We start from the raw sequence: 25,959 nt of genomic DNA on the forward strand, positions 1-25,959 counted from the left end.
GTGGGTGCGGGCTGGGCCCGCGATTGCAGCACCGCAGTATCTGGCACCGGCTTGCCCGGTGATTGCGAGGCCAGCCCGCCCCCACAAGGGGCGGTGTGCCACGCAGGCCTTTGGAACGGATGAACGAGCATTTATGGACAAGAGCAGATTTCGCAAGATAAGCCTGGGCTGTGCCCTGGCGCTGGTAGCAGGGATCACGTTGTACGCGGTACAGGCCCCGGCTACGCCGCCACGCTACATCACTGCCACGGTCGAGCGTGGTGACATCGAGAACGCGGTGCTGGCCACCGGCGTGCTCGAGGGTATCCGCCAGGTCGATGTCGGTGCCCAGGTTTCCGGCCAGTTGCGCTCGCTGAAAGTCAAGCTGGGCGACAAGGTGACCAAGGGCCAGTGGCTCGCCGAGATTGATCCACTGGTGCTGCGCAACACGCTGCGCCAGGCCCAGGTCGATGAAGAAAAGCTGCAGGCCGAGCGGCGCTCGACCCTGGCCCGGGTCAACCAGACCCGCCGGGTCTACGAGCGTTACAGTGCGTTGCAGGACGACGAGTCGATCTCGCGCCAGGACTTCGAGAACGCCGAGTCCGAGTACCAGGTGCAGCAGGCGACCCTGCACTCGCTGGACGCGCAGATCAAGAGCGCCCAGGTGCAGATCGACACCGCCAAGGTCAACCTCGATTACACGCGCATCAGTGCACCCATCGACGGCGATGTGGTGGGTATCGTCACCCAGGAAGGGCAAACCGTGATCGCCCAGCAACTGGCGCCGGTGATCCTCAAGCTCGCCGACCTGGATACCATGACGGTCAAGGCGCAGGTCTCCGAAGCCGACGTTATTCATATCAGCCCCGGCCAGCAGGTGTACTTCACCATCCTGGGTGAAGACAAACGCTACTACGCGACCTTGCGCGGCACGGAGCCTGCGCCGCAGAACTACCTGGAGAGCACCGACAAGAGCGGCGCTGCTGCGCCAAAGCAGAACACCGCGGTGTTCTACAACGCCTTGTTCGAGGTGCCCAACCCAGACCACCGCCTGCGCATTTCCATGACCGCTCAGGTACGCATCGTGCTGGCCACCGCCGAGGCGGTGCTCAGTGTGCCGGTGGCGGCGCTCGGGCCGCGCAGTGGCGACGGCAGCTTCCCGGTGCGGGTAGTCGACGCCAAGGGCTTTGCCCAGGTGCGCCAGGTGCAGGCCGGGATCAACAACAATGTCAGGGTCGAGATCAGGCAGGGGCTGGACGAGGGCGACCGGGTAGTGATCGGTGAGCCCATCGGCGATGCGGCGGGGGCATGAGCATGAACATGAACGTCGAACTGGCCTCGCAGCGCACCACCGCCGTCGAAGCCGGCCAGCCGCTGCTGCGCCTGGAGGGCGTGAGCCGCAGTTTCATGGCGGGAGACCGCGAGTTTCTCGCCCTGCGCCATATCGATCTGGAAATCGACGCGGGCGAGTTGGTGGCGATCATTGGCGCGTCGGGCTCGGGCAAATCGACGCTGATGAACATCCTTGGCTGCCTGGACCACGCCAGCGCCGGTTCCTATCAGGTGGGAGGCCAGGAAACCCGCGACATGGACGATGAGGCGCTGGCCGCGCTGCGCCGTGACCATTTCGGCTTCATCTTCCAGCGCTATCACCTGCTGCCGCACCTGGACGCCCTGCGCAATGTCGAGATCCCGGCGGTGTATGCGGGCACGCCCCAGGCCCAGCGCCACGAGCGGGCCCAGGAACTGCTCAAGCGCCTCGGCCTGGCCGGGCATCTGACGCATCGCCCCAGCCAACTGTCGGGCGGCCAGCAGCAGCGGGTGAGTATCTGCCGAGCCTTGATGAACGGCGGCGAGGTGATCCTCGCGGACGAGCCTACCGGCGCCCTCGACACGGCCAGCGGCAAGGAAGTGATGGCCATCCTGCTGGAGCTGCACGCCGCCGGGCACACCGTGATCCTGGTGACCCACGACCCCAAGGTCGCAGCCCATGCCGAGCGCATCATCGAAGTCAGCGACGGGCAGATCGTCAGTGATCAGCGCAACACGCGGCAGACTGCGCCCGATGCGGCCATCCCCGAGCCGCAACGCAAGGCCCGTCCGCCTCGGCGACTGGTGGCCAGCCTGGGGTTGTTCCGTGAAGCGTTCAACATGGCCTGGATCGCGTTGATCTCGCACCGAATGCGCACGTTGCTGACCATGCTCGGCATCGTCATCGGCATCACCTCGGTGGTGTCGATCTCGGCGATCGGCGAGGGCGCCAAAGGCTATGTGCTCAAGGATATTCAGGCGATCGGCAGCAACACCATCGACATCTATTCGGGCAGCAACTTTGGTGACAGCAGGGCCAAGGCCATCGAGACGCTGGTGCTGGCCGACGTCACAGCGCTCAACCAGCTGTATTACGTCGACAGTGCAACGCCGGTAATCGGCCGCAGCATGCTGGTGCGCTACCGCAACCTGGACCTGGACGTACAGCTCAATGGCGTCAGCGAACGCTACTTCCAGGTACGCAACATCAACCTGGCCGCCGGCATCGCCTTCAGCGAAAGCGATGCCCGGCGCCAGGCACAAGTGGTGGTGATCGACCACAACACGCGCTTGCGGCTGTTCGGCGAGGGGGTAGACCCGCTCGGGCAGGTGATCCTGATCGGCAATCTGCCGTGCACGGTGATCGGCGTGACCACCGAGAACAAGAACCTGTTCGCTGCCAGCAACGCGCTGAACGTCTGGGTGCCCTACGAAACCGCTGCCGGGCGCCTGCTGGGGCAGCGCCACCTGGACAGCATCAGCGTGCGGATCAAGGACGGCATGCCAAGCAAGCGGGTGGAGCAAGAGGTCAACACCTTGATGCTGCAGCGCCACGGCACCAAGGACTTCTTCACCAACAACCTCGACAGCATCATGCAGACGGTGCAGAAGACCAGTCGTTCGCTGACCCTGCTGCTGTCGTTGATCGCGGTGATTTCATTGGTGGTGGGGGGGATCGGGGTGATGAACATCATGCTGGTGTCGGTCACCGAACGGACCCGTGAGATCGGCATCCGCATGGCCGTCGGTGCCCGGCAGTCGGACATTCGGCAGCAGTTCCTGGTGGAGGCGGTGATGGTCTGCCTGTTCGGTGGGCTGGTGGGGATCGCGTTGTCGTATGGGATCGGCTATCTGTTCACGCTGTTCGTCAAACAGTGGGAGATGGTGTTCTCGCCGGCCTCGATTGCCACCGCGTTCGCCTGTTCGACGTTGATCGGCATCGTGTTCGGCTTCGTGCCCGCACGAAACGCCGCACGACTGGACCCGATCGAAGCCTTGGCGCGGGATTGAACTGAACGGCAGTCGCTGACGCCCGGGGTGTGAGTCAGCGGCGCGTTCAATGGAGGACTTAATCGAGGACTTTGAACATTAGAGGCAATTGGGTCGAAAAATCTTTGCCTGCGCCACGGATCTCATTACCGTTCAAAAACATGTGTTTGAATTGCACCACATTATAATGTACGAACCTGCCGGCGTCGCCAAACGACAGGTCCGCGTTGCCCGCCCAGTTGAAGCGATAGATCATAACGGCAAAGGGCGTAGGGGACGAATTGAAGTTCATACTACTGGTGAAGCCGACGAGGATACGGTTCGTCGCATCGACGGCGATATGTGGTGAGGTAATAATCACCGAGTCTGTTACCACCTCGCTTTTACGCTGGAATGTACTGTCAGGTTGTCCTGACAAGAGGTAGGCATCCAACGTCAATAGCGGCGCAGCTTGTATTGCCGGCTCTACGGAGGCGATCAGGATTCGGTCTTGATGCACGTACATGCAACTATTGTCATAAGCAAGATCCGGCATTTCAACGTAGCCCGAATTGTTGAATGTCTTGTCGAGCATCCCGGTGTCGGTAAACTTCGTCAGGAAGGCTTGTTGTTCTATGTAGGCCAACATGATGAATCCACCTTCCTTGAGGAAATGGACATCCACCGGCTCCCATGTCATGCCCCCAAGGGGCTGCAGCGGGTAAATCGACAGCAACTCCCCTGTGTCTGGAGCAAATCTGGAAATCCAGCTCTTGAACGGTGGATCTTCAAATTCGTGATAGCTGCTGGAGACTGACCACAGAGCGCCATTGATGAGTTGGGCCTCTCCACTGTTCACGTTGTAGGCTCGCGTTGCTGGTGTCTCGGCATGGTCGGCGGCGAACGCTTCACGCTTGGGCGTCGCGCGGCGATTGGCGCTGTTCTTGCCCAAGTCTGCAGGTGTAATTGTCGCAATGCCATTTTCGCCAAACCCTGGCTGCGGTTGTAGATCCGTCAGGAAACAACCAACGGCTGAAGTGTGGATGATGGGATCTTCTACATTTTCGGATGGCCAACGTACGCCCGGCAAGTAACAGGCTACCCGGTCAAGCTGGCTGTATTTGAGTCGGAAGAAATAGTGGGTGTTCGGCTGGATTTTATCGGGCAAGATGACCTGTTTCCGATGGATCAGTTCGCCGCCGTGATCAAAGCTGACCAGGTAGTTCTCTCCCTCGTCGTATGTCCGGATAACATGCACGCTCCCGCCATCTTGCAGGCCCGCAGAGTCGATGATTTCAAAACCGCGATCCTCATCGAATGGACGCAACTCTACGAGGCCCCCAACTCCGAAATCCGGGTCCAGTTTCCCTGCGTTATCACCGGTATTAGCTGTCGCTTTCATGAGACTTACTCTCGTGGGTTGGTAAGCGGTAGGAACTATTCACGGTACTGGCAAGAGTCTGCGGTACGCAGGGTGCTGCAGAAGCCGGTCAGTCGTGCAGCTTGAGCACCCTTTCCAGGAAGTAGGGGCCGCTGGTAGGGAACAGCGTCAGGATGTGTATGCCGTGCCCACTGGCAAACACCTTGTTCGCCGTTCTGAAGTCAGGGCCGCCGTCAAAGAGGCCCTCGTTACCGAAGGTGCTGTCGAACTCTCCGGACCGTGTCAGGCGATACACATGCAAACGGCCGACGTTGATGGTGGTCAGCAGGGCGCCACCGAGCAAAATGCGATCCTGATCATCGATGTGAAGCTCGCCCAGCGCCAGGCCATGGCTGTCGCTGCCGAGGGTCAAAGGTTGGCCGCGATTGAAGGTCGTGTCGTTCGTACCGGACTCGGTCAGTACGAACACTGTCGTGGGTTGTTGGAGCTGGAACTCCACGCCCCGGGAAACAGCGATCCGGCCGTTCCTTGCGAACATGCCGAGGCGCATGCTTCCTTCAAAGGCGAACAGTTCCCGCTGGCCCTGGTCATCATTGAAGCGTTCATCGGCGATGGCGTGTCGGTCGTAACGCCTCACGATGACTCGCTGGCTGGCGTTTTCTGCCAGCACCAGGAAACTACCGTCGGCGAAGAAGTGCGCACGCAAGACCCGCAACGAAAAACCGGCTTTGTCGGTCAGTGGCAACATGCCGAGATCACGCGCCTCGCCGAGCTCAGGTGCCAGCTCGCCAGTCACGGGGTTGAAGACCGCCAACCAGCTTTCGGTGTGCTCGTCGTTCCCGTCGCCGAGGGTGTAGGGGAAGATGGCTCGCAACAAGCCGTTCGCGAATACCAGTGGGCGCTCCTCGGACGACAGAAGCGCTTTGGTCGAGTGCTTCACCCGATGCTTTCTGGTGTCGCCCACGTCACCCTTCTGCCAACCTTCGCCCGGGTCTGGTAAAGCATGACCGTTTTCGCCAAAGGACGTTACCGGTTGGAAGCTTTCATCAAAACGGCTGATACCGACGAAGTTCAGATAGCGTTCGAAGTCGGCATCGAAATAGGTGGGCACGCCAACGGCGAAATAGGTCTGCTGGCCATTGATCGTGGCGCCGACAAGCCCTTTGAAGTCCAGTGCCTCATCGGGCAGATTCGCAGCGTCTACGACCACATGGCCGGTGCTTTCGTCCCACTGGCCATCGGCGTTGAGCCGGGTGAGCAATCCTGGGCTGGAGTCTGTGGGGTTACGGCCGAATACCACCAGCCGCCCTTTGGCGTCGCGGGTTGATGGCCCGACTTGGAGAGAGGCCACGTCCGGGTTATAGGGAGGTTCGGCCGGAATATTGGCCACTCCTTGCGTGCCGTAGGCATGGTCAGGCGTGCCGGAAGATTGCACGGACATGGTGGTGAGCTCCATCGTGTCAGGATGGCGTCGAAACTAGCGCAGTCGATGTGCTGCTCCAACTGGCAAAAATGATAGGCGGCACTGCGCCACATCGACTGCGGGGGTTGAATGCCCCGGTAGCGGGGCGCTCAGGGGTGTATCGAGGAATGGGCGCCATACATCCAGCGCATCAACGAATGCCGCCCGCTGATCCCCAACTTGATCGCCGCGCGACGCAGGTAGCTTTCCACCGTATTGACCTTCAACTGCAGCAGTTCGGCCTGTTGCGGTGCGGTATGACCGGCCAGGAGGCCCAGGCAGACCTGCATTTCCCGTTCTGAAAGGGCAAGGCCGGTCTGGCTCAGGCGCTCGCGGAAACGCTCCTGCAGGCTGTCGCCTGTCGGGCGTTCGCTGATGCTGGCCTGCAAGGCATCCAGGTGCTTTTGCAGCATGGGCAGCAACAGCGGCGAGATGTCCTGCAGGCAGTCGCGCTCGCGCGGCGAGAAACTTGCGCGATCAGCGCGCAGGACGTGCAGTTCGTAGTGATAATCGGCAGTGCGGCGCACCAGATGCAGACGGGCCGGGTCGAGAAGCTCGTCGCAGGCAGGTTCTCTGGCGCTGAACACGGTTTCACTGAGCAGGGTGGTGCTGTCGTGCAAACCGGGGGAGGCCAGGCGCACCTGGCGGATATGCGTTGCATCGATGCTCAGGTGGGTCTGGATCAGGTCATGCAGCAGGCGCGGGAATTGGCGGCTGCCGGTGCTGGCAATGACTTTGCCGATCTGCGGAAAGAGCAGGTGCGAATTCATCGTATCGTCCATGAGTAGCGGTCATCCGAAAGTCGCGATATGGCTTTTGGCCAGTATATGGGCGCGACTGCTTGCTATCCTAGTACAACGATTCAGCTACCGTCTGATGAAATGGTTATAACCCCATGCCCGAAAGTGAGGTGCCTGTGCGCCTGCGACGCCGTGCTGGGGTATCATGGCCGCCTTTTCCCTAGGAGGCCGGTCCCATGTCCCTGAACGCTGAGCAGATCGCAGAGTTTCGTGCTTTTGCCGAGCAACTGGCCGACGCCGCTGCGCTGGCGATCCAGCCGTATTTTCGCGCGAGCCTGGAGGTCGAAGACAAGGGCGGGCGCCTCTACGATCCGGTGACCGTGGCGGACAAAGCCGCCGAAGACGCCATGCGTGCGTTGATCCAGGCGCGATATCCGACGCATGGCATCCTGGGCGAGGAGCAGGGCGTGGCACAGGGCAGCAGCCCGCTGACCTGGGTGCTGGACCCGATCGATGGCACCCGGGCCTTCATCACCGGCCTGCCGCTGTGGGGCACGCTGATTGCGCTGAACGATGGCCAGCAGCCAGTGGTGGGGGTGATGAATCAACCCTTTACCGGCGAGCGTTTCGTCGGTACGCCCGAGGGCGCCTGGCGTAGCGGTGCGCCGCTGAAGACCCGTGCCTGCGGGTCGCTCGAGACCGCCACGCTGATGTGCACCACACCGGACATGTTCGACACCCCGGCGCGCAAGGCGGCCTTCGAGCACGTGGCCGGGCGGGCGCGGCTGATGCGTTATGGCGGCGACTGCTACGCCTATTGCATGCTGGCGTCGGGATTTGTCGATGTGATCGTCGAGGCGAGCCTTCAGCCCTACGACGTGCAGGCACTGATGCCGATCATCGAAGGGGCGGGCGGTGTGATCACCGCGTGGGATGGCAGCTCGGCGCAGAACGGCGGGTGCATCGTGGCCTGCGGCGACCCGGCGCTTCATGCCCAGGTCGTGGAGATGTTGCGCGCAGCGATGTAACGCTCAGTCGCGGTAGAACACCTGCACCAGGTGATAACCGAACTTGGTCTTGATCGGCCCATGCACCACGCGCAGGGCCTTCTTGAAGATCACCTGGTCGATGGCCCCGACCAACTGGCCAGGACGTACCTCGCCCAGATCACCACCGCGCTTGCCTGACGGGCAGGTCGAGAACTTCTTCGCCAGCACGTCGAACGCCTCGCCCTTGGCCAGGCGTTGCTTGAGTTGTTCGGCCTCATCGGCGGTCTTGACCAGGATATGGCGCGCTTGTGCTTTCATGTGACACCTGTGCTTCGGGCAAAAAAGGGCGCCATTATGCCTGATCGCGCAGCTCGGCGCGGTCACGGAAATGCGCCAGCGCCTCGGGGTTGGCCAGGGCGTCGGTGTTCTTCACCGCCAGCCCGTGCACCACGTTGCGCACCGCCAGCTCCACCAGTTTGCCGCTGACGGTGCGTGGGATGTCTGGCACCTGGGCAATCACCGCTGGCACATGGCGCGGCGTGGTGTATTGGCGGATCACCTGGCGGATGCGCCGACACAGGGCGTCGTCCAGTTGCAGGCCCTCGCGCAGACGCACGAACAGCACCACACGCACGTCGCCTTGCCAGTCCTGGCCGATGGCGATGCTCTCGACCACCTCCTCGACCTTCTCCACCTGGCGATAGATCTCCGCCGTACCGATGCGCACGCCGCCAGGGTTGAGCACCGCGTCGGAGCGTCCGTGGATCACCAGCCCGCCGCTGGCGGTCTCTTCGGCGTAGTCACCCTGTGCCCAGACGCCGGGGAACAGGCTGAAGTAAGCCTCGTGGTAGCGGCTGCCGTCGGTGTCACCCCAGAACCCCAACGGCATCGACGGGAAGTGGCGGGTGCAGACCAGCTCACCTTTCTCGCCCACCACCGCCTCGCGTCGTTCGTTCCACACCTGCACGGCCATGCCCAGGCCCCGGCATTGCATTTCACCGCGCCGTATTGGCAGGGTCGGGTTACCCAGCACGAAGCATGAGACGATGTCGGTACCGCCGGACATCGACACCAGGCGCACATCACGCTTGATCTGGTAATAGACGTAGTCGTAGCTGTGCGGCGACAGCGGCGAACCGGTGGAAAGCAACAGGCGCAGGCTGTCGAGACGATGGCTGCGCATCGGCACCAGGCCTTGCTGTTCCAGGGTGGCCAGGTACTTGGCGCTGGTGCCGAATACCTGGATGCCTTCGGCGTCGATCAGGTCGAGCAGAGTTTCTGGGCCCGGGTGCAGCGGCGAGCCGTCGTACAGCACCAGGGTGGCACCGACCGCCAGGCCGCTGGCCAACCAGTTCCACATCATCCAGCCACAGGTGGTGTAGTAGAACATCACGTCATCGGCCTTCAGATCGTTGTGCAGGCCATGTTCTTTCAGATGCTGCAGCAGTACGCCTCCTGCACCGTGGACGATGCACTTGGGTACGCCGGTGGTGCCGCTGGAGTAGAGGATGTACAGCGGGTGGTCGAACGGCAGGGCGGTGAACTCAGGTTCGCCGCCGGCCTGATAGACGTCCTGCCAGAGGCTGACCTGGGGGCCGACGAACTCATCGGTGCGCGTCTGCTCGCGGGTGTAGGGCACGACCAGCAGGTGCTCCAGCGCCGGCAACTGGGCGCAGACCTGGTTGATCTTCTCAACCTGGTCGATCACCTTGCCGGCATAGTGATAACCGGCACAGGCGATCAGCAGCTTGGGCGCGATCTGGCCAAAACGGTCGATGATGCCGTGCAGCCCGAACTCGGGGAGGCGTTGGACCAGACCGCCCCCAGGCTGGCGCTGGCAAGCATGGCCACCAGCGTTTGCCAGGTGTTGGGCATGATCGCGGCGATACGATCGCCTGGCTGGATGCCGAGGGCCTTGAAGGCGCGTTGCAGGCCGGCGACCTCGGCGGCCAGTTGGCGGTGGCTGAGTACCTCGCGTGTGCCGTCCTCACGCACGGCGATCAGCGCCGGATGCGTGTCGCGCCGGCGCAACAGGTGTTCTGCATAGTTGAGCGTGCCACCTGCGAACCAACGCGCGTCCGGCATCTGCGCGCCTTCGCTGAGCACCTGCGAGGGCAGACTGTGCCAGCGCACTTCGAAGAACGCGCAGAGGCTCTGCCAGAACGCTGCGCGCTGCTCGATGCTCCAGCGGTGCAGGTCTGCGTACTTGGCGAGCTGCAGCCCAAGGTCCTGGTTCACCTGGCGGCGGAAGTGGTCCATTCGGCTGGCCTGGACCTGCGCGGGGCTGGGGCGCCACAGTACGTCGCTCATGCGAACCTCCTCGGTCGGTGGGGCATCGACACGGCCTGCCAGGCGCCGTCTTGAAGGTACATTCAAGACGGTCCCTGATTGAACTCTAGACCTTACTGCGCCAACCAGCCGCCATCCACGTTCCAGGCGGCGCCACGCACCTGGCTGCCGGCCTCGCTGCACAGGAAAAGCGCCAGCTCGCCCAGGTGCTCGGGGGTGACGAAGGCCAGCGAGGGCTGTTTTTCGGCCAGCAGGTCATGCTGGGCCTGCCGAGGGTCGCCGCCTGCCGCTGCGCGGTCGTCGATTTGCTTCTGCACCAGCGGGGTCAGCACCCAGCCGGGGCAGATGGCATTGCAGGTCACGTTGCTGGTCGCGGTTTCCAGCGCCACCACCTTGGTCAAGCCGATCACTCCGTGTTTTGCCGCCACGTAGGCGGCTTTGCCGGTGGAGCCCACCAGGCCGTGCACCGAGGCAATGTTGATGATGCGCCCCCAGCCGCGTTCGCGCATGCCCGGCAGGGCCAGGCGGGTGCCGTGGAACACGGCCGAGAGGTTCAAGGCGATGATCTTGTCCCAGCTCTGCACCGGGAAGGCTTCCACCGGCGCGACGTGCTGGATGCCGGCGTTGTTGACGAGGATGTCGACGCCGCCGAACTCGCGCTCCGCCAGGGCGAACAGGGCCTCGATCTGCGTCACCTCGGACAGGTCGGCCGGATGGTGGGCGACCTTCACGCCGTGGCGGGCAATCTCGGCGAGCGCCGGTTGTGGATCGCCGAAACCGTTGAGCAGGATGTTGGCACCTGCCCGGGCCAGTACCTGGGCGATGCCCAGGCCGATACCGCTGGTGGATCCGGTGATGAGTGCCGTCTTGCCGTCTAGAGTCATGTGCCGCTCCTTACACGATGCCGATAGCGTTGAAACGATCAGGGTGTCTTTCAGTCGAGGGCCGGATCAGCGCCGCGGGTCGAACGCCTCGCGCAGCGCATCGCCGATGAATACCAGCAGCGACAGGATCACCGCCAGCGCGAAGAATGCGGTGAAGCCCAGCCAGGGGGCTTGCAGGTGCTGCTTGCCCTGGGTGACCAGCTCACCCAGCGACGCGGTGCCGGCCGGCATGCCGAAGCCGAGGAAGTCCAGCGCTGTCAGGGTGGTGATGGCACCGGTCAGCATGAACGGAATGTAGGTCAGTGTGGCGTTCATGGCATTGGGCAGGATATGCCGCAGCATCACCTGGGTGTCAGGCAGGCCCAGTGCACGGGCGGCCTTGACGTACTCCAGGTTGCGCCCGCGCAGGAACTCGGCGCGTACCACGTCGACCAGGGTCAGCCAGGAGAACAGCGCCATGATCCCCAGCAACCACCAGAAATTCGGTTCGACGAAGCCGGACAGGATGATCAGCAGATACAGCACCGGCAACCCCGACCAAACCTCCAGCAGGCGCTGGCCGAGCAGGTCGACCCAGCCGCCGTGGTAGCCCTGCAGCGCGCCGGCGGCGACGCCGATCAGCACGCTGACCAGGGTCAGGGCGAAGGCGAACAGCAAGGAAATGCGTGTGCCATACAGCACCCGCGCGAGCAAGTCGCGGCCCTGATCGTCGGTGCCCAGCCAATTGCTCGCGTTGGGCGGGCTGGGGGTGGGCACCTGCAGGTCGTAGTTGGGCGTGTCGGCGCTGAAGGGGATGGGGGCGAACAGCATCCAGCCGCCCTGGCCTTCGATCAATTGGCGCACATAGGCGCTGCGGTAGTCGGGCTGGAAAGGCAGCTCACCGCCGAACTGCTGCTCGGTGTAGCGCTTGAGTGCGGGGGTGTACAGCTCGCCCTTGTACGAAAGCAGCAGCGGCTTGTCGTTGGCCACCAGCTCTGCACCCAGGCTCAGCAGCAGGAGGGCGGCGAACAGCCACAGCGAAACCCAGCCCAGGCGGTTATGGCGAAAACGCTGCAGGCGGCGCCGGGCGACAGGCGAGAGCATCAGTGCGCCCTCGTGTCGAAGTCGATGCGCGGGTCGAGCAAGGTGTACGACAGGTCGCCAACCAGACGAATCAGCAAGCCTGCCAGGGTGAAGATGAACAGGGTGCCGAACACCACCGGGTAGTCCCGTGAGACGGCCGCCTCGTAGCTCATGCGCCCGAGGCCGTCGAGCGAGAAGATCACTTCGATCAGCAACGAACCAGCGAAGAACACCGTGATCAACGCCTGCGGCAACCCGGCCACCACCAGCAGCATGGCATTGCGCAGCACATGGCCGTACAGCACCCGGCGCTGGCTCAAGCCCTTGGCCCGGGCGGTGACCACATACTGGCGCGAGATTTCATCGAGGAAGGCGTTCTTGGTCAGCAGGGTGAGGGTGGCGAACCCACCGATCACCAAGGCCCCGACCGGCAGAACCAGGTGCCAGAAGTAATCGGCGACCTTGCCCAGCAGGCTCAGTTGGTCGAAGTCTTCCGAAACCAGCCCGCGCACCGGGAACCAGTTCAACGACGTGCCGCCGGCGAACAGTACGATCAGCAGCAGGGCGAAGAGGAACGAGGGCAGTGCGTAGCCAACCACGATCAGCGCGCTGCTCCAGGCATCGAAACGGCTGCCGTGGCGCACAGCCTTGCGGATGCCCAACGGGATCGAGACCAGGTAGGTGATCAGCGTCGCCCAGAAGCCCAGCGAGAGGGTGACGGGCAATTTGTCGAGAATCAGGTCGGTGACCTTGGCGCCACGGAAGAAACTCTGGCCAAAATCGAGCCGGGCGTACTGGCCGAGCATCAGCCACAGGCGCTCCGGGGCGCTCTTGTCGAAGCCGTACTGGCGCTTGATCTCCTCGATCAGCTTGGGGTCCAGCCCACGACTGGCGCGAGACTCGCCCTGCATCACCTCGACCCGCGCGCCGGGGGCGCCGCCGCCAATGCCTTGCAGGCGCGCCACGGCCTGCTCCACAGGGCCGCCGGGAGCCGCCTGGACGATGGCGAAGTTCACCAGCAGGATCGCCAGCAGGGTCGGAATGATCAGCAGCAGACGCCGCAGGATATAGGCGGTCATGGCGCAACCTTCGTACGTTCAGCCATCTGCTGATTGGTCAGCGCCGTGGGGCTGAGCTCCCACCAGGTATCCAGGCCTTCGTCGTAGGCGGCCTGCACCTTGGGCAGGCCGAAGCGGTTCCACCAGACGGTCGAGCTGCCGGGCGGGTAATAGTTTGGAATCCAGTAGTAGTTCCACTGCAGTACCCGGTCCAGGGCGTGGGCATGGCGCAGCATGTCAGCCTGGGTCGAGGCGCGTACCAGGCCATCGAGCAGGTGGTCGACCGCCGGGTCCTTGAGCACCATGAGGTTGTTCGAACCAGGGTCGTTGGCGGCGGCCGAGCCAAAGTAGTTGTATTGCTCCGAGCCGGGTGACAGCGTCACCGGGTAGCCGGTCACGACCATGTCGTAGTCGCGCGCCATCAGCCGGTTGATGTATTGCGCCGAGTCGACGTTGCGGATATTCAGCTCGATGCCGATTTGCGCCAGGTTGCGCTTCCAGGGCAAGAGCAGGCGCTCGAGGCCCGATTGCCCGTTGAGGAAGGTGAAGCTCAGCGCTGTGCCATCGGCGTTTACCAGGCGATCGCCTTCGGGGCGCCAGCCCGCAGCCTGGAGCAGCTCGAGTGCCTGCAACTGCTGTTTGCGGACGATGCCCGTGCCATCGGTCACCGGTGCCGTGAACACTTGGCTGAAGACCTCGTCGGGGATCTGGCCGCGTAGCGGTTCGAGCAGTTTGAGTTCCTCGGCGTCGGGCAGCTCGCGTGCTGCGAGCGGGGTGTTGGAGTACAGGCTTTGCTGGCGGATGTACAGGTTGCGCATCATCTGCCGGTTGCTCCACTCGAAGTCCCAGAGCATGGCCAGCGCCTGGCGTACACGGCGGTCGCGAAACACCGGCTTGTCGAGGTTGAATACGAACCCCTGGGCGTTCTGTGGCTTGGCAGGGCCCAGATGGGCGCGCTGCAGGCGGCCATCGTCGAGCTGGGCGCCGTTGTAGCCCAGGGTGTAGGCGGTGGCGGAGAACTCGCGGTTGTAATCGTAGCCGCCGCCCTTGAGTACCTGGCGGGCCACCTCGGTGTCGCCGAAGTACTCGACGCGCAAGCGCTGGAAGTTGTAGCGCCCGCGGTTGACCGGCAGGTCCCTGGCCCACCAGTCGGCGTCACGCTCGAAGGTGATGCTGCGGCCGTTGTCGATCCGGCTGATGCGGTAGGGGCCACTGCCTACCGGTTTCTCGAACCCGGCGCCATTGGCAAAGTCGCGTGCCTGCCAGTCGTGTTCCGGCAGTACCGGCAGGCTTGCCAGGTCCAGCGGTAGGGTGCGGCCATGGGGTTGCTTGAAGTCGAAACGAACGCTGCGCGGGCCTTCCACGGTGACTCCGGCAACCTCGGCGAACTGCGTGCGGTATTTGAGGCTGCCCTTGCTCATCAGCAGCTCGAAGGTGAAACGCACATCCTCGGCGCGCACCGGTGTGCCGTCGGCAAAGGTGGCACGCGGGTCGATTTCGAAACGCAACCAGGCGTCGTCCGGACCACGCTCCATCCGGCGGGCGATCAAGCCATAGACCGTGTACGGCTCATCGAACGAGCGGACTGCCAGCGGTGCATACAGCCAGCCATCGACCTCGCTGACGCCGGTGCCCTTGTCGATATACGGCAGGATATGGTCGAACTGGCCAATCTCGATGGCCGAGCGCCGCAAGCTGCCGCCCTTGGGGGCGTGCGGGTCGACGTAATCGAAGTGCGAGAAGTTGGCGGGGTAGCGCGGCGCTTCACCGTAGACGGTGAGGGCGTGGGAGGGCGCGGCCTGGGTGGTCAATGCCAGGCATGACAGGAAGCATCCGACCAACAGACGGCTCAGCCCCCGGCAGGAGCGGGCTTGCCCCGCGATCGGCAGCTGCGAGACGCAGGAGGTGACGGTACTGGCCCTGTCGCGGGACAAGCCCGCTCCTACAAGGGCGCTGCAGGGGCGGGCGGACAAGACCGAATCAGTCCTGGCGGCTGGTCACTTCCAGCAGGTGGTAGCCGAACTGGGTCTTGACCGGGCCCTGCACGGTGTTGACTGGCGCGCTGAACACCACGGTGTCGAATTCCTTGACCATCTGGCCTGGACCGAAGGAGCCCAGGTCACCGCCCTGGCGGCTGGACGGGCAGGTGGAGTTGGCCTTGGCGATTTCGCCGAAGTCGGCACCGGCTTCGATCTGAGCCTTGAGTTCGTTGCACTTCTCTTCGCTGCTGACGAGGATGTGGCGGGCGGTGGCACGTGCCATGGGAACTGCTCCTTGATGTGAAACGGCAAGCCTAGCGCAATTGGCGGCGAAATGTCTCGCAAGGCTTGCCGTAAGCCTCCTACAACTGATCTGCCGCCTGGCGCAGCAAGGCGTCGGTCGAATCCCAGCCCAGGCAGCCATCGGTGATCGACACGCCGTATTTCAACGCGCCCTTGCCCAGCGCCTGGCAGCCATCGAACAGGTGCCCCTCGAGCATCACCCCAACGATCGAGGTGTCACCGGCCAGGCGCTGGTTCAGCACATCCTCGAATACCGCGGGCTGACGCGCCGGATCCTTGCCGCTGTTGGCGTGGCTGCAATCGACCATGATCCGCGCCGCAAGCCCGGCCTTGGCCAGCCCCTGGCGGGCCAGGGCGATGCTGTCGGCATCGTAGTTCGGGCCCTTGTGGCCGCCGCGCAGCACCAGGTGGGTATCCGGGTTGCCGAAGGTCTCGATGATCGCCGGGTAGCCTTGCGCATCCATGCCGAAGTGGCGGTGCGGCGCCGCGGCGCTGCGCATGGCGTCGGTAGCGATGGCAACCCCACCGTCGGTGCCGTTCTTGAAGCCGACCGGCAGCTCCAGGCCGCTGACCATCTCGCGGTGAATCTGTGATTCAGTCGTGCGCGCGCCGATGGCCGCCCAGCTCAGCAGGTCATCGAAATAGCCCGCGGCCATCGGTTGGAGCAGTTCGGTGGCGATCGGCAAGCCGCGTTCGAGCATGCCCAGCATCAGGCCTCGGGACAGGGCGATACCGGCATGCATGTCGTCGCTGCCGTCCAGATGCGGGTCGTAGGCCAGGCCTTTCCAGCCGACGGTGGTGCGCGGTTTTTCCACGTAGGCCCGCATCACCAGCAGCAGCTTGTCATCGACTTCGCGGCTCAGGGCCGCCAGGCGGTCGGCGTACTCCAAGGCCGAGCGTGGATCGTGGATCGAGCAGGGGCCGACAATCACCAGCAGCCGTGGGTCGCGGCCTTCGAGAATGGCGCGCACGGCCTGGCGATGGGCGTGGACTTGTTGGGCGAGTTCGCTGGAAAGCGGCATCTGCTGCTTGAGCAGATGGGGGCTGGGCAGGCGCTGGCTGACGGAGGCGTTGGCAGCGGCAGGTTGGGTCAGGGGCAGAGCGAGATTCGAAGCTTGCATGGCGTTATTTCCCTGGGCGGACGGCGGGTGCATCCCGCGCGGTCGGCCCTATCGAGGTGTTCGACAGGTATTCGGATGATTACTGTGTGCAGCGTCGCCACCAGTGATGGACCGTACGGAGGCGGCAGGCTGGCCCGAACGGGATTGGCTAAATCGCCAGGCGTAGGTGTCTGCGTAGGGGTAGCTGGTGTAGTTCATGAATCTGTCCTCGGAACGAATGAATGTTTTTCAGGGCCTGGAAACGCAAAACCCCCGGTCGGGGAGCCGACCGGGGGTTTGAGTATTCTCATGTTCGGCGGCCCCTCGAAGGTGGGCGCCGTGTGGGTATCGGCGCCTAGTGGCTAAACCAATACCCAAAATAGGAGCAGGCGACGGTACGACCGGCAACGGCCAGCACAGGGCGCGAGATGCGACCGGTGGTGTTGGCGTGATTGCAGGTATGTTTCGACATGTTGCTCTCCAGTGAGTGGGGTCGAGCTTACTGCACCTGTAACGCTGTGTTCAATGGATAAATGCTATCGCGGTGATAATCCGGGGCAGCGACGCGGCCCCGGCGGGGTGCGATCACAGCGGGTAGTGCTTGAGTTCTCGCGCAATCAGCATCCGCTGAATCTCGCTCGAGCCCTCGTAGATCTGCGTGATGCGCGCATCGCGGTAGTACTTCTCCACCGGATAGTCCTCAAGATACCCATAGCCGCCATGCACCTGGATGGCCATGGAGCACACCCGTTCGGCCATTTCCGAGGCGAACAGCTTGGCCTGCGAGGCTTCCGACAGGCATGGCTTGCCGGCCGTGCGCAGGCGCGCGGCGTGGAGGATCAGCAGGCGTGCAGCGTTGACCTGCACCTGCATGTCGGCCAGCAGGTTGGCGATGCTTTGGTGCTCGTTGATCGGTTTGCCGAACTGGATACGCTCGCGCGAATAGGTCAGCGCGGCCTCGAACGCGGCACGGGCAATGCCCAGGGCCTGGGCGGCGATGCCGATGCGTCCGCCTTCGAGGTTGGACAGGGCAATGGCCAGGCCCTTGCCGCGCTCACCCAGCAGATTGGCGGCCGGGATGCGGCAGTTGTCGAGGGTGACTGCGCAGGTGTCGGAGGCGCGGATGCCCATCTTGTGTTCGCTGCGATCGACCTTGAAGCCTGGGTTGTCGGTCTCTACCAGGAACGCCGACAGGCCTTTCTTGCCCAGCTCCGGATCGGTGACGGCAAAGACGATGGCCAGCCCCGCACGGCGGGCGTTGCTGACGAACTGCTTGGCGCCGCTGATGACCCAGTGGCCGTCCACCAGCTCGGCGCGTGTGCGCAGGTTATGGGCTTCGGATCCGGCCTGCGGCTCGGTCAGGCAGAAGCAGCCAATCACTTCGCCACTGGCCAGGCGCGGCAGCCATTGCTGCTGTTGTTCAGCGCTGCCATAAGCCAGCAGCGGGCCGCAGCCGACCGAGTTGTGGATGCTCATCATCGCACCGGTCGCGCCGTCGCCAGCCGAGATTTCTTCTACCGCCAGGGCATAGGCGACGTAGTCGGTGTAGCTGCCGCCGAAGGTGTCGGGCACGACCATGCCCAGCAGGCCCAGCTCGCCCATGGCGCGGACCACGTCATCGTCGATCCAGCCAGCCTTCTCCCAGGCCTGGGCATGGGGCGCGATCTCGCCACGGGCAAAGTCCCGGGCCATGTCGCGGATCATGATCTGTTCTTCGCTCAGTTCCAGGTCTTGCATGCTGTGTACTCCCGGGCTCACAGGCCTTCGAAGAATTGATCGACCCGCTGGCGCGACAGCGCGGCGAGTGTGGGCGGGTTCCAGCGGGGCTGCTTGTCCTTGTCGACGATCAGCGCACGCACGCCCTCGATGATGTCGCCATGGGCGAACCACTGGCGGTCCAGGTGCAGCTCCATGGCGAAGCATTCTTCCAGGCTCAGGCGGCGACCGCGACGCAACATCTCCAGGGTAACCGCCATCGCCAGTGGTGAACGGGTTTCCAGCTGATCGGCGGTGGCCAGCGCCCAGGGGCGGCTGTCGCCGATGCTCACGGCGCGCAGTTGCTCGATGATGCTGGTCAGGTCGGGCAGGGCGAAGAAGTGATCGATGGCCGGGCGCAGTTTGGCCAGGGGCGCGTCTTCCAATATCTGCGAGCCAAGTTTGGCGAGCAGACCTTGCAGATCCTTGAGTGGCTGGTCGCCGAAGTTCAGATGGTCCAGGCCTTCGTCCAGCGCGGCCAGCTTTGCGCTGTCCACATACCAGTCCGCCAGCCCGCAGTACAGCGCATCGGCGGCCTGGATCTGCGCACCGCTGACACCCAGGTAGATCCCTAGCTCGCCAGGGATGCGCGAAAGGAAGTAGCTGCCGCCGACATCGGGGAAGTAGCCGATACCGACTTCGGGCATCCCTAGACGACTGCGTTCGGTGACGATGCGCAGGTCCGCGCCCTGGGCCAGGCCCATGCCGCCACCGAGTGTGAAGCCGTCCATCAGTACCAGGATGGGTTTGCGGTAATGATGGATGCACAGGTCGAGGGCATATTCCTCGACGAAGAAGCGTTCATGCAGGTCGCTGCCGGACTTGAAGCTGTCGTGCAGCGAGCGGATGTCGCCCCCTGCGCAGAAGCCCTTGGGGCCTTCGCCGCGCAGCACCACGGCCTTGACTTGCGGATCTTGCGCCCAGGCGTCGAGGTGATGCTGCAGGCTGCGCACCATGTCGAGGGTAAGGGCGTTGAGGCCGGAGGGACGGTTGAGTGTCAGGTGGCCGATGTGATTGCGGGTGTCGGCCAGAACATGATCCGTGGCCGTTGGTTGAGCGTGCGCGGTCATCGCGGTCTCCCTGCTTTGTTATTGATTTTCCAAGTTAAGTCTGGAAATACGCTGGAGGATCAACGGATCCTGCCATGCGTATTTGCCTGACACAATTGGTAAATCTGCAGGGGAAGGGTGCATTTTTGTGGCAGATGATCAGGCATCTGCCGTGTGGGTGCTGGCCCTTTCGCGGGCAAGCCCGCTCCCACAAGCTCTGGTGTGATCCTTGGTGGGAGCGGGCTTGCCCGCGAAAAGAGCGACGCGCACTCGCCTCAGTTACGATCCAGCCACACCGTCTGCACGTTACAGAACTCGCGCACACCAAAGTGCGACAGCTCACGCCCGAAACCGCTCTTCTTGACGCCGCCGAACGCTACGCGGGGGTCGGAGGCACAGTAGCCGTTGATGAACACACCGCCGGTGTCCAGCGCCGAGGTCATGCGCTCTGCCTTTGCCAGGTCGGCGGTGTAGATCGTCGCCGCCAGGCCGAACTCGCTGTCGTTGGCCAGTTCCACCGCGTGCTCGGCGTCACGGGCGCTGATGATCGCCGCCACCGGGCCGAACAGCTCCTGCTTGAAGGCAGTCATGTCGCGGGTCACGTTGGCGAACACGGTCGGTTCGTAGAAGTTGGCGTTGCCTTCAACCTTCTTGCCGCCCAGCAGCAACGTGGCGCCTTCGGCGAGGGTTGCCTGAACCTGGCCATCGAGCTCGTCGCGCAGGTCGAAGCGGGCCATCGGGCCGATGTACGTGTCGTCCTGCAGTGGGTTGCCGATTTTCAGGGCGCGGGTCGCTTCCACGAACTTCTGCGTGAAGGCATCGACGATGCTGTCTTCCACGATGAAGCGTTTGGCCGCGGCGCAGACCTGGCCGGTGTTCTGGTAGCGGCCGATCACTGCAGCCTTGACGGCGGCATCGAGGTCGGCATCCGCCAGCACGATGAACGGATCGGAGCCGCCCAGTTCGAGCACGCACTTCTTCAGCGCTGCGCCCGCTTGGGCACCGATGGCCATGCCGGCACGCACGCTGCCGGTGAGGGTAATGGCGGCGATGCGCGGGTCATTGATCGCGCGGGTGACGCCATCCGGAGTGACGTTGATCACTTCGAACACGCCTTGCGGCAAGCCAGCCTGCTTGAACAGCTCGGCCAGCAGGTAGGCGCTGCCCATCACGTTCGGCGCGTGCTTGAGCACATAGGTGTTGCCGGCCAGCAGGGCGGGGACGGCGCCACGCAGCACTTGCCAGATCGGGAAGTTCCACGGCATCACCGCGAGGATAGGGCCGAGCGGGCGGTATTCGATACGCGCTTTCTCGACCTGGGTGGCCTCGGGAGCGAGCATGGCCGGGCCGTGTTCGGCGTACCACTGACACAGGCCGATGCACTTGGTCACTTCGCCACGGGCCTGGGCGATCGGCTTGCCGATTTCGCGGGTGATCATCACCGCGAAGGCCTCGTGGTTGGCCTGCAGTGCGTTGGCCAGAGCGATCAGGTATTCGCTGCGCTGACCCAGCGACACCTGGCGCCACTGGGCGTAGCCGGCCTTGGCGCGTTGCAGGGCTGCGTCCAGTGCGGCATCGGTGTCGTAGGGGTAGGCGCCAATCTGTTCGCCGCTGTACGGGTCGACTGAAATGGCATGGGTCAGGCTGCTGATCTCGCTCATGGCGGGTCCTCTTGTTGTCTTGGCGGTGTCGTATTCGACTGAAGGCCAGACTAATGGCGTGCGCCTCTACTGAAAACTGAATAATAATGAGCGAAACATTCACGAATGGAGAAAGGCTGTGGACCTGGTGCAACTGGAGATGTTCAAGGCCGTGGCCGAACACGGCAGCATCAGCGCTGCCGCCCAACACATCCATCGGGTGCCGTCGAACCTGACCACCCGTATCAAGCAGCTCGAAGAAGACCTGGGGGTGGAGCTGTTCATCCGCGAGAAGAGTCGCCTGCGCCTGTCTCCGGCGGGCTGGAACTTCCTGGAGTACACCCGGCGCATCCTGGAACTGGTGCAGGAGGCGCGCTCGACCGTGGCCGGCGAAGACCCGCAAGGCACCTTTGCCCTCGGCTCGCTGGAGAGCACCGCAGCGGTGCGCATTCCTACGGTGCTGGCGGCTTATAACCAGCGTTATCCGAAGGTCGATCTGGACCTCTCCACTGGCCCGTCGGGGACCATGCTCGAAGGGGTGCTGTCCGGGCGGCTGGTGGCAGCCTTCGTCGACGGCCCGGTGCTGCATCCAACCCTTGAGGGCATGCCGGTGTTCGAGGAGGAGATGATGGTCATCGCACCCTTGAACCACGCCCCGGTCAGCCGCGCCCAGGATGTCAACGGCGAAAGCATCTACGCCTTCCGTGCCAACTGCTCGTACCGGCATCATTTCGAGAGCTGGTTCGTCAAGGACAAGGCCGTCCCGGGCAAGATCCACGAGATGGAGTCGTACCACGGCATGCTCGCCTGTGTCAGCGCCGGTGCAGGCCTGGCACTGATGCCCCGCAGCATGCTCGACAGCATGCCCGGCGCCAGTACGGTCAGCGCCTGGCCGTTGTCCGAGGATTTCCGTTACCTCAAGACCTGGCTGGTGTGGCGTCGCGGTACGGTGTCACGCAGCCTGAGCATGTTCATTCGCCTGCTGGAGGAGCAGGCCGGGGAAGGGATGCAGGGCGACAAAACAGACACTTTCTGACTTTTTCTTAGGCAATAGTGGCAAATGACTTTCATCTTTTATCGCGGCTGATGATAATCAGAAAAGTATTACTACTTGTGACCCCAGGTGGGATGGCCTGGGGCGCAAGTGAAGAACGAGAGGCCAAGCCTCCACTTGCTGCAGGCACGACCCACCAGGGCACCTGCCCGTGAAGACCTTCTGGAGTAGTCATTGATGAAAACCCGTCTTGCCACCTCGCTGGCCGCCGCAGTACTGGCTCTGGCCGGTGCCAACCTGGCCCAGGCCGCGCAAATCTCCGGTGCCGTGGGCGCCACCAGCCAGGGCGACATGACCTATCGCATCGGCCTGTCGTTCGACTGGGACAAGAAATGGCTGCAGAGCAGCACCGGTCACCTGACCGGTTATTGGGATGGCGCCTACACCTACTGGGAGGGTGGCGACTACAGCGGCGCGCACTCCCTGTCGTTCAGCCCGGTATTCGTCTATGAGTTCGGCGATTCGGGCTACGTCCCGTTCATCGAGGCCGGTATCGGCCTGGCCGCCTTCTCCAAGACCGACGTCGGTGATCAGAAGCTGGGCTCGTCGGTCAACTTCGAAGACCGCATCGGCTTCGGCCTGAAGCTGCCGGGTCAGCAGAAGATCGGCATTCGCGCCACGCATTACTCCAACGCCGGCATCAAGCAGCCGAACGACGGCATCGAGTCGTACGCGCTGTTCTACAGCGCCGGCTTCTAAGCGCTGCCTGTGCACCGTCGGTATCGGTCCGACGGTGCATCACGCCGCGCCATGCTAGCCCTGGCCAAAGGCGTGGCTTGACGAGCCCTCTGCCAGGGCTGGCGAGCAGTACGCAGGTCTCGTTCATCTCAGGTCTTGCGTCGCAGCAAGAGGATGAAGAACAGCCCGCCGATGGCTGCCGTGGCGATGCCGATCGGCAGATCCTGCGGGGCGATCAGCGTGCGTGCGCCGACATCGACCCAGATCATGAACAGCGCCCCGAGCAAGGCACAGGCCGGCAGCAGCCGGCGATGCTCGGCACCCACCAGGCGGCGAGCGACGTGGGGCAGCATCAGGCCGACGAAACCGATGGCGCCCGACAGTGACACCAGCACACCGGTCAGCAACGCCGTGCCGACGAACACCTTGGCCCGCACGCGCCGGGTGTCGAAGCCCAGACTGACAGCAGTCTGCTCACCACTCATCAGCGCGTTCAGCGCCCGCGCCAGGCTCATCAACAGCACGAAGCCGGCCAGCACGCAAACCGCCGGCAGCCACAACAGCGACCACTGCGCCAGGCCCAGGCCGCCGAGCATCCAGAACATCACCGAGGCGGCGGCATGCGGGTCGCCGGTGTAGAGCAGCAGGTTGGCGGCGGCCATCACCACGAACGACACCGCCACCCCGGCCAGCAGCAGGCGATCGCTTTCCAGGCGCCCACCACGACTGGCCACGCCGAGCACCAGCAGCATGCTGCCCAACGCGCCGATGAACGCGGCCAGGGGCAGGCTGAAGGCACCGGCGAACGGGCCGAGAAACAGCACCACCAGCACTGCGCCGAACACCGCCCCGGAGCTGACACCCAGCAGGTGCGGGTCGGCCAGAGGGTTGCGGGTCACTGCCTGCAGGGCGCCGCCGACCAGTGCCAACCCTGCACCGACCAGCGCTCCCAGCAGCACGCGCGGCGCGCGGATCTGCCAGATGATCTGCGCCTGGCCGCGGCTCCAGTCGCCGCCTTGCTCCAGCCCCACCTGCTGCAAAACAATGCCGACGACCTTGCCCAGTTCGACCTGCGCCGAGCCGAACCCCAGTGACAGCAGGCACGACAGCAGCAAGGCCAGCAGCAGCGAAACGATCAGCAGGCGATAGCCCGCAGGGCTGCGAATCGGCATCAGCGGCGGGCCTCGGCGAACGGCTGCGGATGCAAGGCCGTGGCCAGGGTCTCGATGGCCTGGGCGTTCTCCACCGACGGTGTCACCTCCAGGTACGACAGCACCACGAAGCGCTGCTTGCGGATCGCCTCGACACTGCCCAGCGCCGGGTGCTGTAGAAGGAAGTCGCGTTTCTGCTGCCAACTGGTGGGCCCGTAGTCGACGATGACGATCACCTGCGGATCGCGTTCCACCACGCTTTCCCAGTTCACCTGGGTCCAGCTGGCGGCGACATCGCTCATGACGTTATCGCCCCCCGCAGCGCTGATCAGCGCCTGCGGCATCCCGAGGCGCCCGGAGGTAGTGGGGCGGTCTTCGCCGCTGTCATAGAGGAATACGCGCGGCCGTTGCCTGACCTCGGCCATCTGCGCTGCGACGCGCTCGACGCGTTGGCGCAACTGGTTGACCAGCGCGGTAGCGCGCTCGCGCACATCGAAGATGCGGCCAAGGTTGTCGAGGTCGCGGTAGAGGTCGTCGAGGCTGGCCTGGCGTTGCGGCATGATCCAGGAACACGACTCGCTCAGTTCGTACACCGGGATATCGAAGGGCGCGAGGGTCTGTGGGGTGACCGGCCCGCCGATTCGCATGCCGTAGCTCCAGCCGGCGAGGAAGAAGTCGGCGTTGGCATCGAGCAGGTTTTCTACCGACACGTAGCGCGGCGCCAGCTCTGGCAGCCCTTGCAGTGCTTCGCGCAGGCTTGGGTCGAGGGTTTTCCAGCCGCTGATACCGCTGTAGCCGGCCATGTGGTCGCGCAGGCCGAGGGCCAGAAGCATGCCGGTGAGATTGATATCGTGGCTGACGGCATGCTGCGGCGCATGGGTGAAGGTGACGTCGCGTTCGCAACTGCGTACGGTCAGTGGATAGTTGTCGGCCTCGGCGGCCAGCGGCAGGGCGGCCAGCAGGGCCAGGCTGGTGAGCAGCGATTTCATGCGGGGCTGATCCAGGTAATGCGTGGATGGGAGGCCAGCGGGTGGCGGTCGACCAGTGCCTGTACGCCAAATACCTCCGCCAGGCATTGCTCGGTGAGTACCTGCCCTGGCGTGCCGTGGACGACGATGCGCCCGGCATCGATCACGTACAGCCGATCGCAGAAGGCGGCGGCCAGGTTCAGATCGTGGAAGCTGGCCAGCAGGCTCAGGCCGGTGTTGCGCAATTGCTGAAGTAGCGCCAGCTGGAAGCGTGGGTCGAGGTGATTGGTCGGCTCGTCGAGGATCAGCAGCCGAGGTTGCTGGACCAGCGCTCGGGCCAGCAGCACGCGCTGTTTTTCACCGCCCGACAGGCAGATGAAGGCATCGAGGGCGCGCGGCAGCAGGTCGAGCCTGGCCAGGGTGTCGTCGATCAGACTCGCGTCGCCATCACCGTCGAACCAGCCCAGGTGCGGGGTACGGCCCATGGCAACGACGTCACGCACACTCAAGCCGAAGTCTTCAGGGAACTCCTGCAGCATCACCGCGATGCGCTGGGCGACCCAGCGTGGGTTGCGCTGCCAGATATCCTCGCCATCGAGGTGCACCTGGCCTGCGCAGGGGCGATTGAAGCGGTAGGCGCAGCGCAGCAGGCTGGTCTTGCCGCTGCCGTTGGGGCCGATCAGGCCGACGAATTCACCGGCGCCGATCTGCAGGTCGATGCCCTCCAGCAGCGGCTGCCCACCGCTGTGCGGTGACCAGTGCAGGCCTTGGATATGCAGGGTAGGGCATGACATGGATGAACCAACCGTCGCAGGGTGAGTGAAACCCGAACGGTGGAGGTGCGCGCAGCTGTCGCGGGCGTGCGGCAGCCGCGAGAACCGGCCTGCGCCCGCCCACCGCGGGAGTTGCCAACTGCTGTGACAGGCCGGTCTCCGGGCTTGCGAGGGGCATGAGGCATTCACCTTCCCATGCCGTTGGCACAGTGGTGTATCGAATGCATCGCTCGCTTACCGTTGCGGGGGCAGCGCCGGACTGCTCGCATGGGCGAGGCACCGGCTTCCCGTTTAATCCCCGGCTCGGCGGCAGGGGACACCTGAAACAAGGGGCGCATCTGAGCATTTATGGGGTGGGGAGTCAACCGGCCCTGTCGCGGGGGGGC

21 protein-coding genes, 1 pseudogene and 1 riboswitch are annotated in these 25,959 nt (G+C 63.9%); of the genes and pseudogenes, 5 read left to right on the forward strand and 17 right to left on the reverse strand.

The annotated features are described in order from the left end of the window. Nucleotides 1–133: 133 nt before the first annotated feature. Both macA and ACNFHO_RS03975 read left to right on the forward strand, forming a co-directional pair. A complete protein-coding gene (gene macA, locus ACNFHO_RS03970; RefSeq protein ID WP_063544969.1) occupies nucleotides 134–1,291 on the forward strand; it encodes a macrolide transporter subunit MacA in 1,158 nt (385 codons plus the stop codon). 2 nt (nucleotides 1,292–1,293) lie between these two features. Next, nucleotides 1,294–3,300 carry a MacB family efflux pump subunit gene (locus ACNFHO_RS03975; protein ID WP_063544968.1) on the forward strand — a complete coding sequence of 669 codons (2,007 nt, stop codon included), beginning with the start codon at nucleotides 1,294–1,296 and terminating at the stop codon, nucleotides 3,298–3,300. A gap of 58 nt (nucleotides 3,301–3,358) precedes the next feature. Here ACNFHO_RS03975 and ACNFHO_RS03980 read toward each other — a convergent pair whose 3' ends face one another. From ACNFHO_RS03980 to ACNFHO_RS03990, 3 genes are all read right to left on the reverse strand, one after another. Next, nucleotides 3,359–4,660, reverse strand: coding sequence for a hypothetical protein (locus tag ACNFHO_RS03980; protein ID WP_416765310.1), 1,302 nt, complete (start codon nucleotides 4,658–4,660; stop codon nucleotides 3,359–3,361). An 88-nt stretch (nucleotides 4,661–4,748) separates the two neighbouring features. After that, nucleotides 4,749–6,080 (reverse strand): hypothetical protein, encoded by a 1,332-nt coding sequence (locus ACNFHO_RS03985; protein ID WP_416765311.1) that lies wholly within the window; start codon nucleotides 6,078–6,080, stop codon nucleotides 4,749–4,751. A gap of 131 nt (nucleotides 6,081–6,211) precedes the next feature. Then, on the reverse strand, nucleotides 6,212–6,871 hold the full coding sequence (locus tag ACNFHO_RS03990; RefSeq protein WP_416765312.1) for a helix-turn-helix transcriptional regulator: 660 nt from the start codon (nucleotides 6,869–6,871) through the stop codon (nucleotides 6,212–6,214). Between the two features lie 206 nt (nucleotides 6,872–7,077). Between ACNFHO_RS03990 and hisN the strand changes: the two genes are divergently transcribed. Next, nucleotides 7,078–7,869, forward strand: coding sequence for a histidinol-phosphatase (hisN, locus tag ACNFHO_RS03995; RefSeq protein ID WP_054890651.1), 792 nt, complete (start codon nucleotides 7,078–7,080; stop codon nucleotides 7,867–7,869). Between the two features lie 3 nt (nucleotides 7,870–7,872). Here hisN and ACNFHO_RS04000 read toward each other — a convergent pair whose 3' ends face one another. The 11 genes and pseudogenes from ACNFHO_RS04000 to ACNFHO_RS04050 all read right to left on the reverse strand — a co-directional run bounded on the left by ACNFHO_RS04000 (nucleotide 7,873) and on the right by ACNFHO_RS04050 (nucleotide 20,970). Beyond that, entirely contained in the window at nucleotides 7,873–8,148 is a 276-nt protein-coding gene (locus ACNFHO_RS04000; RefSeq protein ID WP_054890650.1) for a peptidylprolyl isomerase, read from the reverse strand. A 34-nt stretch (nucleotides 8,149–8,182) separates the two neighbouring features. Beyond that, nucleotides 8,183–10,140: pseudogene (locus tag ACNFHO_RS04005) on the reverse strand (acetoacetate--CoA ligase). Between the two features lie 92 nt (nucleotides 10,141–10,232). Further along, nucleotides 10,233–11,003 carry a 3-hydroxybutyrate dehydrogenase gene (hbdH, locus tag ACNFHO_RS04010; RefSeq protein WP_054890648.1) on the reverse strand — a complete coding sequence of 257 codons (771 nt, stop codon included), beginning with the start codon at nucleotides 11,001–11,003 and terminating at the stop codon, nucleotides 10,233–10,235. A gap of 66 nt (nucleotides 11,004–11,069) precedes the next feature. Continuing rightward, the gene (locus ACNFHO_RS04015) at nucleotides 11,070–12,086 is read right to left on the reverse strand and encodes an ABC transporter permease (RefSeq protein WP_416765315.1); all 1,017 of its coding nucleotides are present in this window, start codon (nucleotides 12,084–12,086) and stop codon (nucleotides 11,070–11,072) included. After that, on the reverse strand, nucleotides 12,086–13,144 hold the full coding sequence (locus tag ACNFHO_RS04020) for a microcin C ABC transporter permease YejB (RefSeq protein WP_416765316.1): 1,059 nt from the start codon (nucleotides 13,142–13,144) through the stop codon (nucleotides 12,086–12,088). The genes ACNFHO_RS04015 and ACNFHO_RS04020 overlap by 1 nt, the downstream gene beginning before the upstream one ends. Continuing rightward, the gene (locus ACNFHO_RS04025; RefSeq protein ID WP_416765318.1) at nucleotides 13,141–15,057 is read right to left on the reverse strand and encodes an extracellular solute-binding protein; all 1,917 of its coding nucleotides are present in this window, start codon (nucleotides 15,055–15,057) and stop codon (nucleotides 13,141–13,143) included. Before ACNFHO_RS04025 ends, ACNFHO_RS04020 begins: the two co-directional genes overlap by 4 nt. A gap of 46 nt (nucleotides 15,058–15,103) precedes the next feature. Beyond that, entirely contained in the window at nucleotides 15,104–15,385 is a 282-nt protein-coding gene (locus ACNFHO_RS04030; RefSeq protein WP_054890645.1) for a peptidylprolyl isomerase, read from the reverse strand. Between the two features lie 79 nt (nucleotides 15,386–15,464). After that, the gene (locus ACNFHO_RS04035) at nucleotides 15,465–16,526 is read right to left on the reverse strand and encodes a 3-deoxy-7-phosphoheptulonate synthase (protein ID WP_416765320.1); all 1,062 of its coding nucleotides are present in this window, start codon (nucleotides 16,524–16,526) and stop codon (nucleotides 15,465–15,467) included. A 564-nt stretch (nucleotides 16,527–17,090) separates the two neighbouring features. Beyond that, nucleotides 17,091–18,242: an acyl-CoA dehydrogenase family protein gene (locus tag ACNFHO_RS04040; protein WP_125929948.1), complete on the reverse strand. Its 1,152-nt coding sequence runs from the start codon at nucleotides 18,240–18,242 to the stop codon at nucleotides 17,091–17,093. Nucleotides 18,243–18,259: 17 nt separating this feature from the next. Then, nucleotides 18,260–19,330, reverse strand: a complete 1,071-nt coding sequence (locus tag ACNFHO_RS04045; protein ID WP_054890642.1) for an enoyl-CoA hydratase/isomerase family protein — start codon at nucleotides 19,328–19,330, stop codon at nucleotides 18,260–18,262. A 254-nt stretch (nucleotides 19,331–19,584) separates the two neighbouring features. After that, complete coding sequence (locus ACNFHO_RS04050) at nucleotides 19,585–20,970, reverse strand: aldehyde dehydrogenase family protein (RefSeq protein ID WP_063544960.1); 1,386 nt, start codon at nucleotides 20,968–20,970, stop codon at nucleotides 19,585–19,587. Nucleotides 20,971–21,088: 118 nt separating this feature from the next. Here ACNFHO_RS04050 and ptrR point away from each other — a divergent pair, with 118 nt between their 5' ends. After that, on the forward strand, nucleotides 21,089–21,985 hold the full coding sequence (ptrR, locus tag ACNFHO_RS04055) for a putrescine utilization regulator PtrR (RefSeq protein ID WP_063544959.1): 897 nt from the start codon (nucleotides 21,089–21,091) through the stop codon (nucleotides 21,983–21,985). A 195-nt stretch (nucleotides 21,986–22,180) separates the two neighbouring features. Next, complete coding sequence (locus ACNFHO_RS04060; protein WP_054890639.1) at nucleotides 22,181–22,702, forward strand: acyloxyacyl hydrolase; 522 nt, start codon at nucleotides 22,181–22,183, stop codon at nucleotides 22,700–22,702. 128 nt (nucleotides 22,703–22,830) lie between these two features. Here the strand turns inward: ACNFHO_RS04060 and ACNFHO_RS04065 are convergent, their stop codons facing one another. Genes ACNFHO_RS04065 through ACNFHO_RS04075 form a run of 3 tightly spaced genes read right to left on the reverse strand, consistent with a single transcriptional unit; the run spans nucleotide 22,831 to nucleotide 25,594 of the window. Beyond that, complete coding sequence (locus ACNFHO_RS04065; protein ID WP_112898311.1) at nucleotides 22,831–23,853, reverse strand: FecCD family ABC transporter permease; 1,023 nt, start codon at nucleotides 23,851–23,853, stop codon at nucleotides 22,831–22,833. Further along, entirely contained in the window at nucleotides 23,853–24,821 is a 969-nt protein-coding gene (locus ACNFHO_RS04070; protein WP_416765324.1) for an ABC transporter substrate-binding protein, read from the reverse strand. The genes ACNFHO_RS04065 and ACNFHO_RS04070 overlap by 1 nt, the downstream gene beginning before the upstream one ends. After that, complete coding sequence (locus ACNFHO_RS04075) at nucleotides 24,818–25,594, reverse strand: ABC transporter ATP-binding protein (RefSeq protein ID WP_416765326.1); 777 nt, start codon at nucleotides 25,592–25,594, stop codon at nucleotides 24,818–24,820. Before ACNFHO_RS04075 ends, ACNFHO_RS04070 begins: the two co-directional genes overlap by 4 nt. 111 nt (nucleotides 25,595–25,705) lie before the next feature. Next, a riboswitch (cobalamin riboswitch) is annotated at nucleotides 25,706–25,912 on the reverse strand. Nucleotides 25,913–25,959: the final 47 nt, after the last annotated feature.

Origin of the sequence: Pseudomonas sp. NY15374, from assembly GCF_048068255.1 — a bacterium.
GTDB lineage: Bacteria > Pseudomonadota > Gammaproteobacteria > Pseudomonadales > Pseudomonadaceae > Aquipseudomonas > Aquipseudomonas machongensis.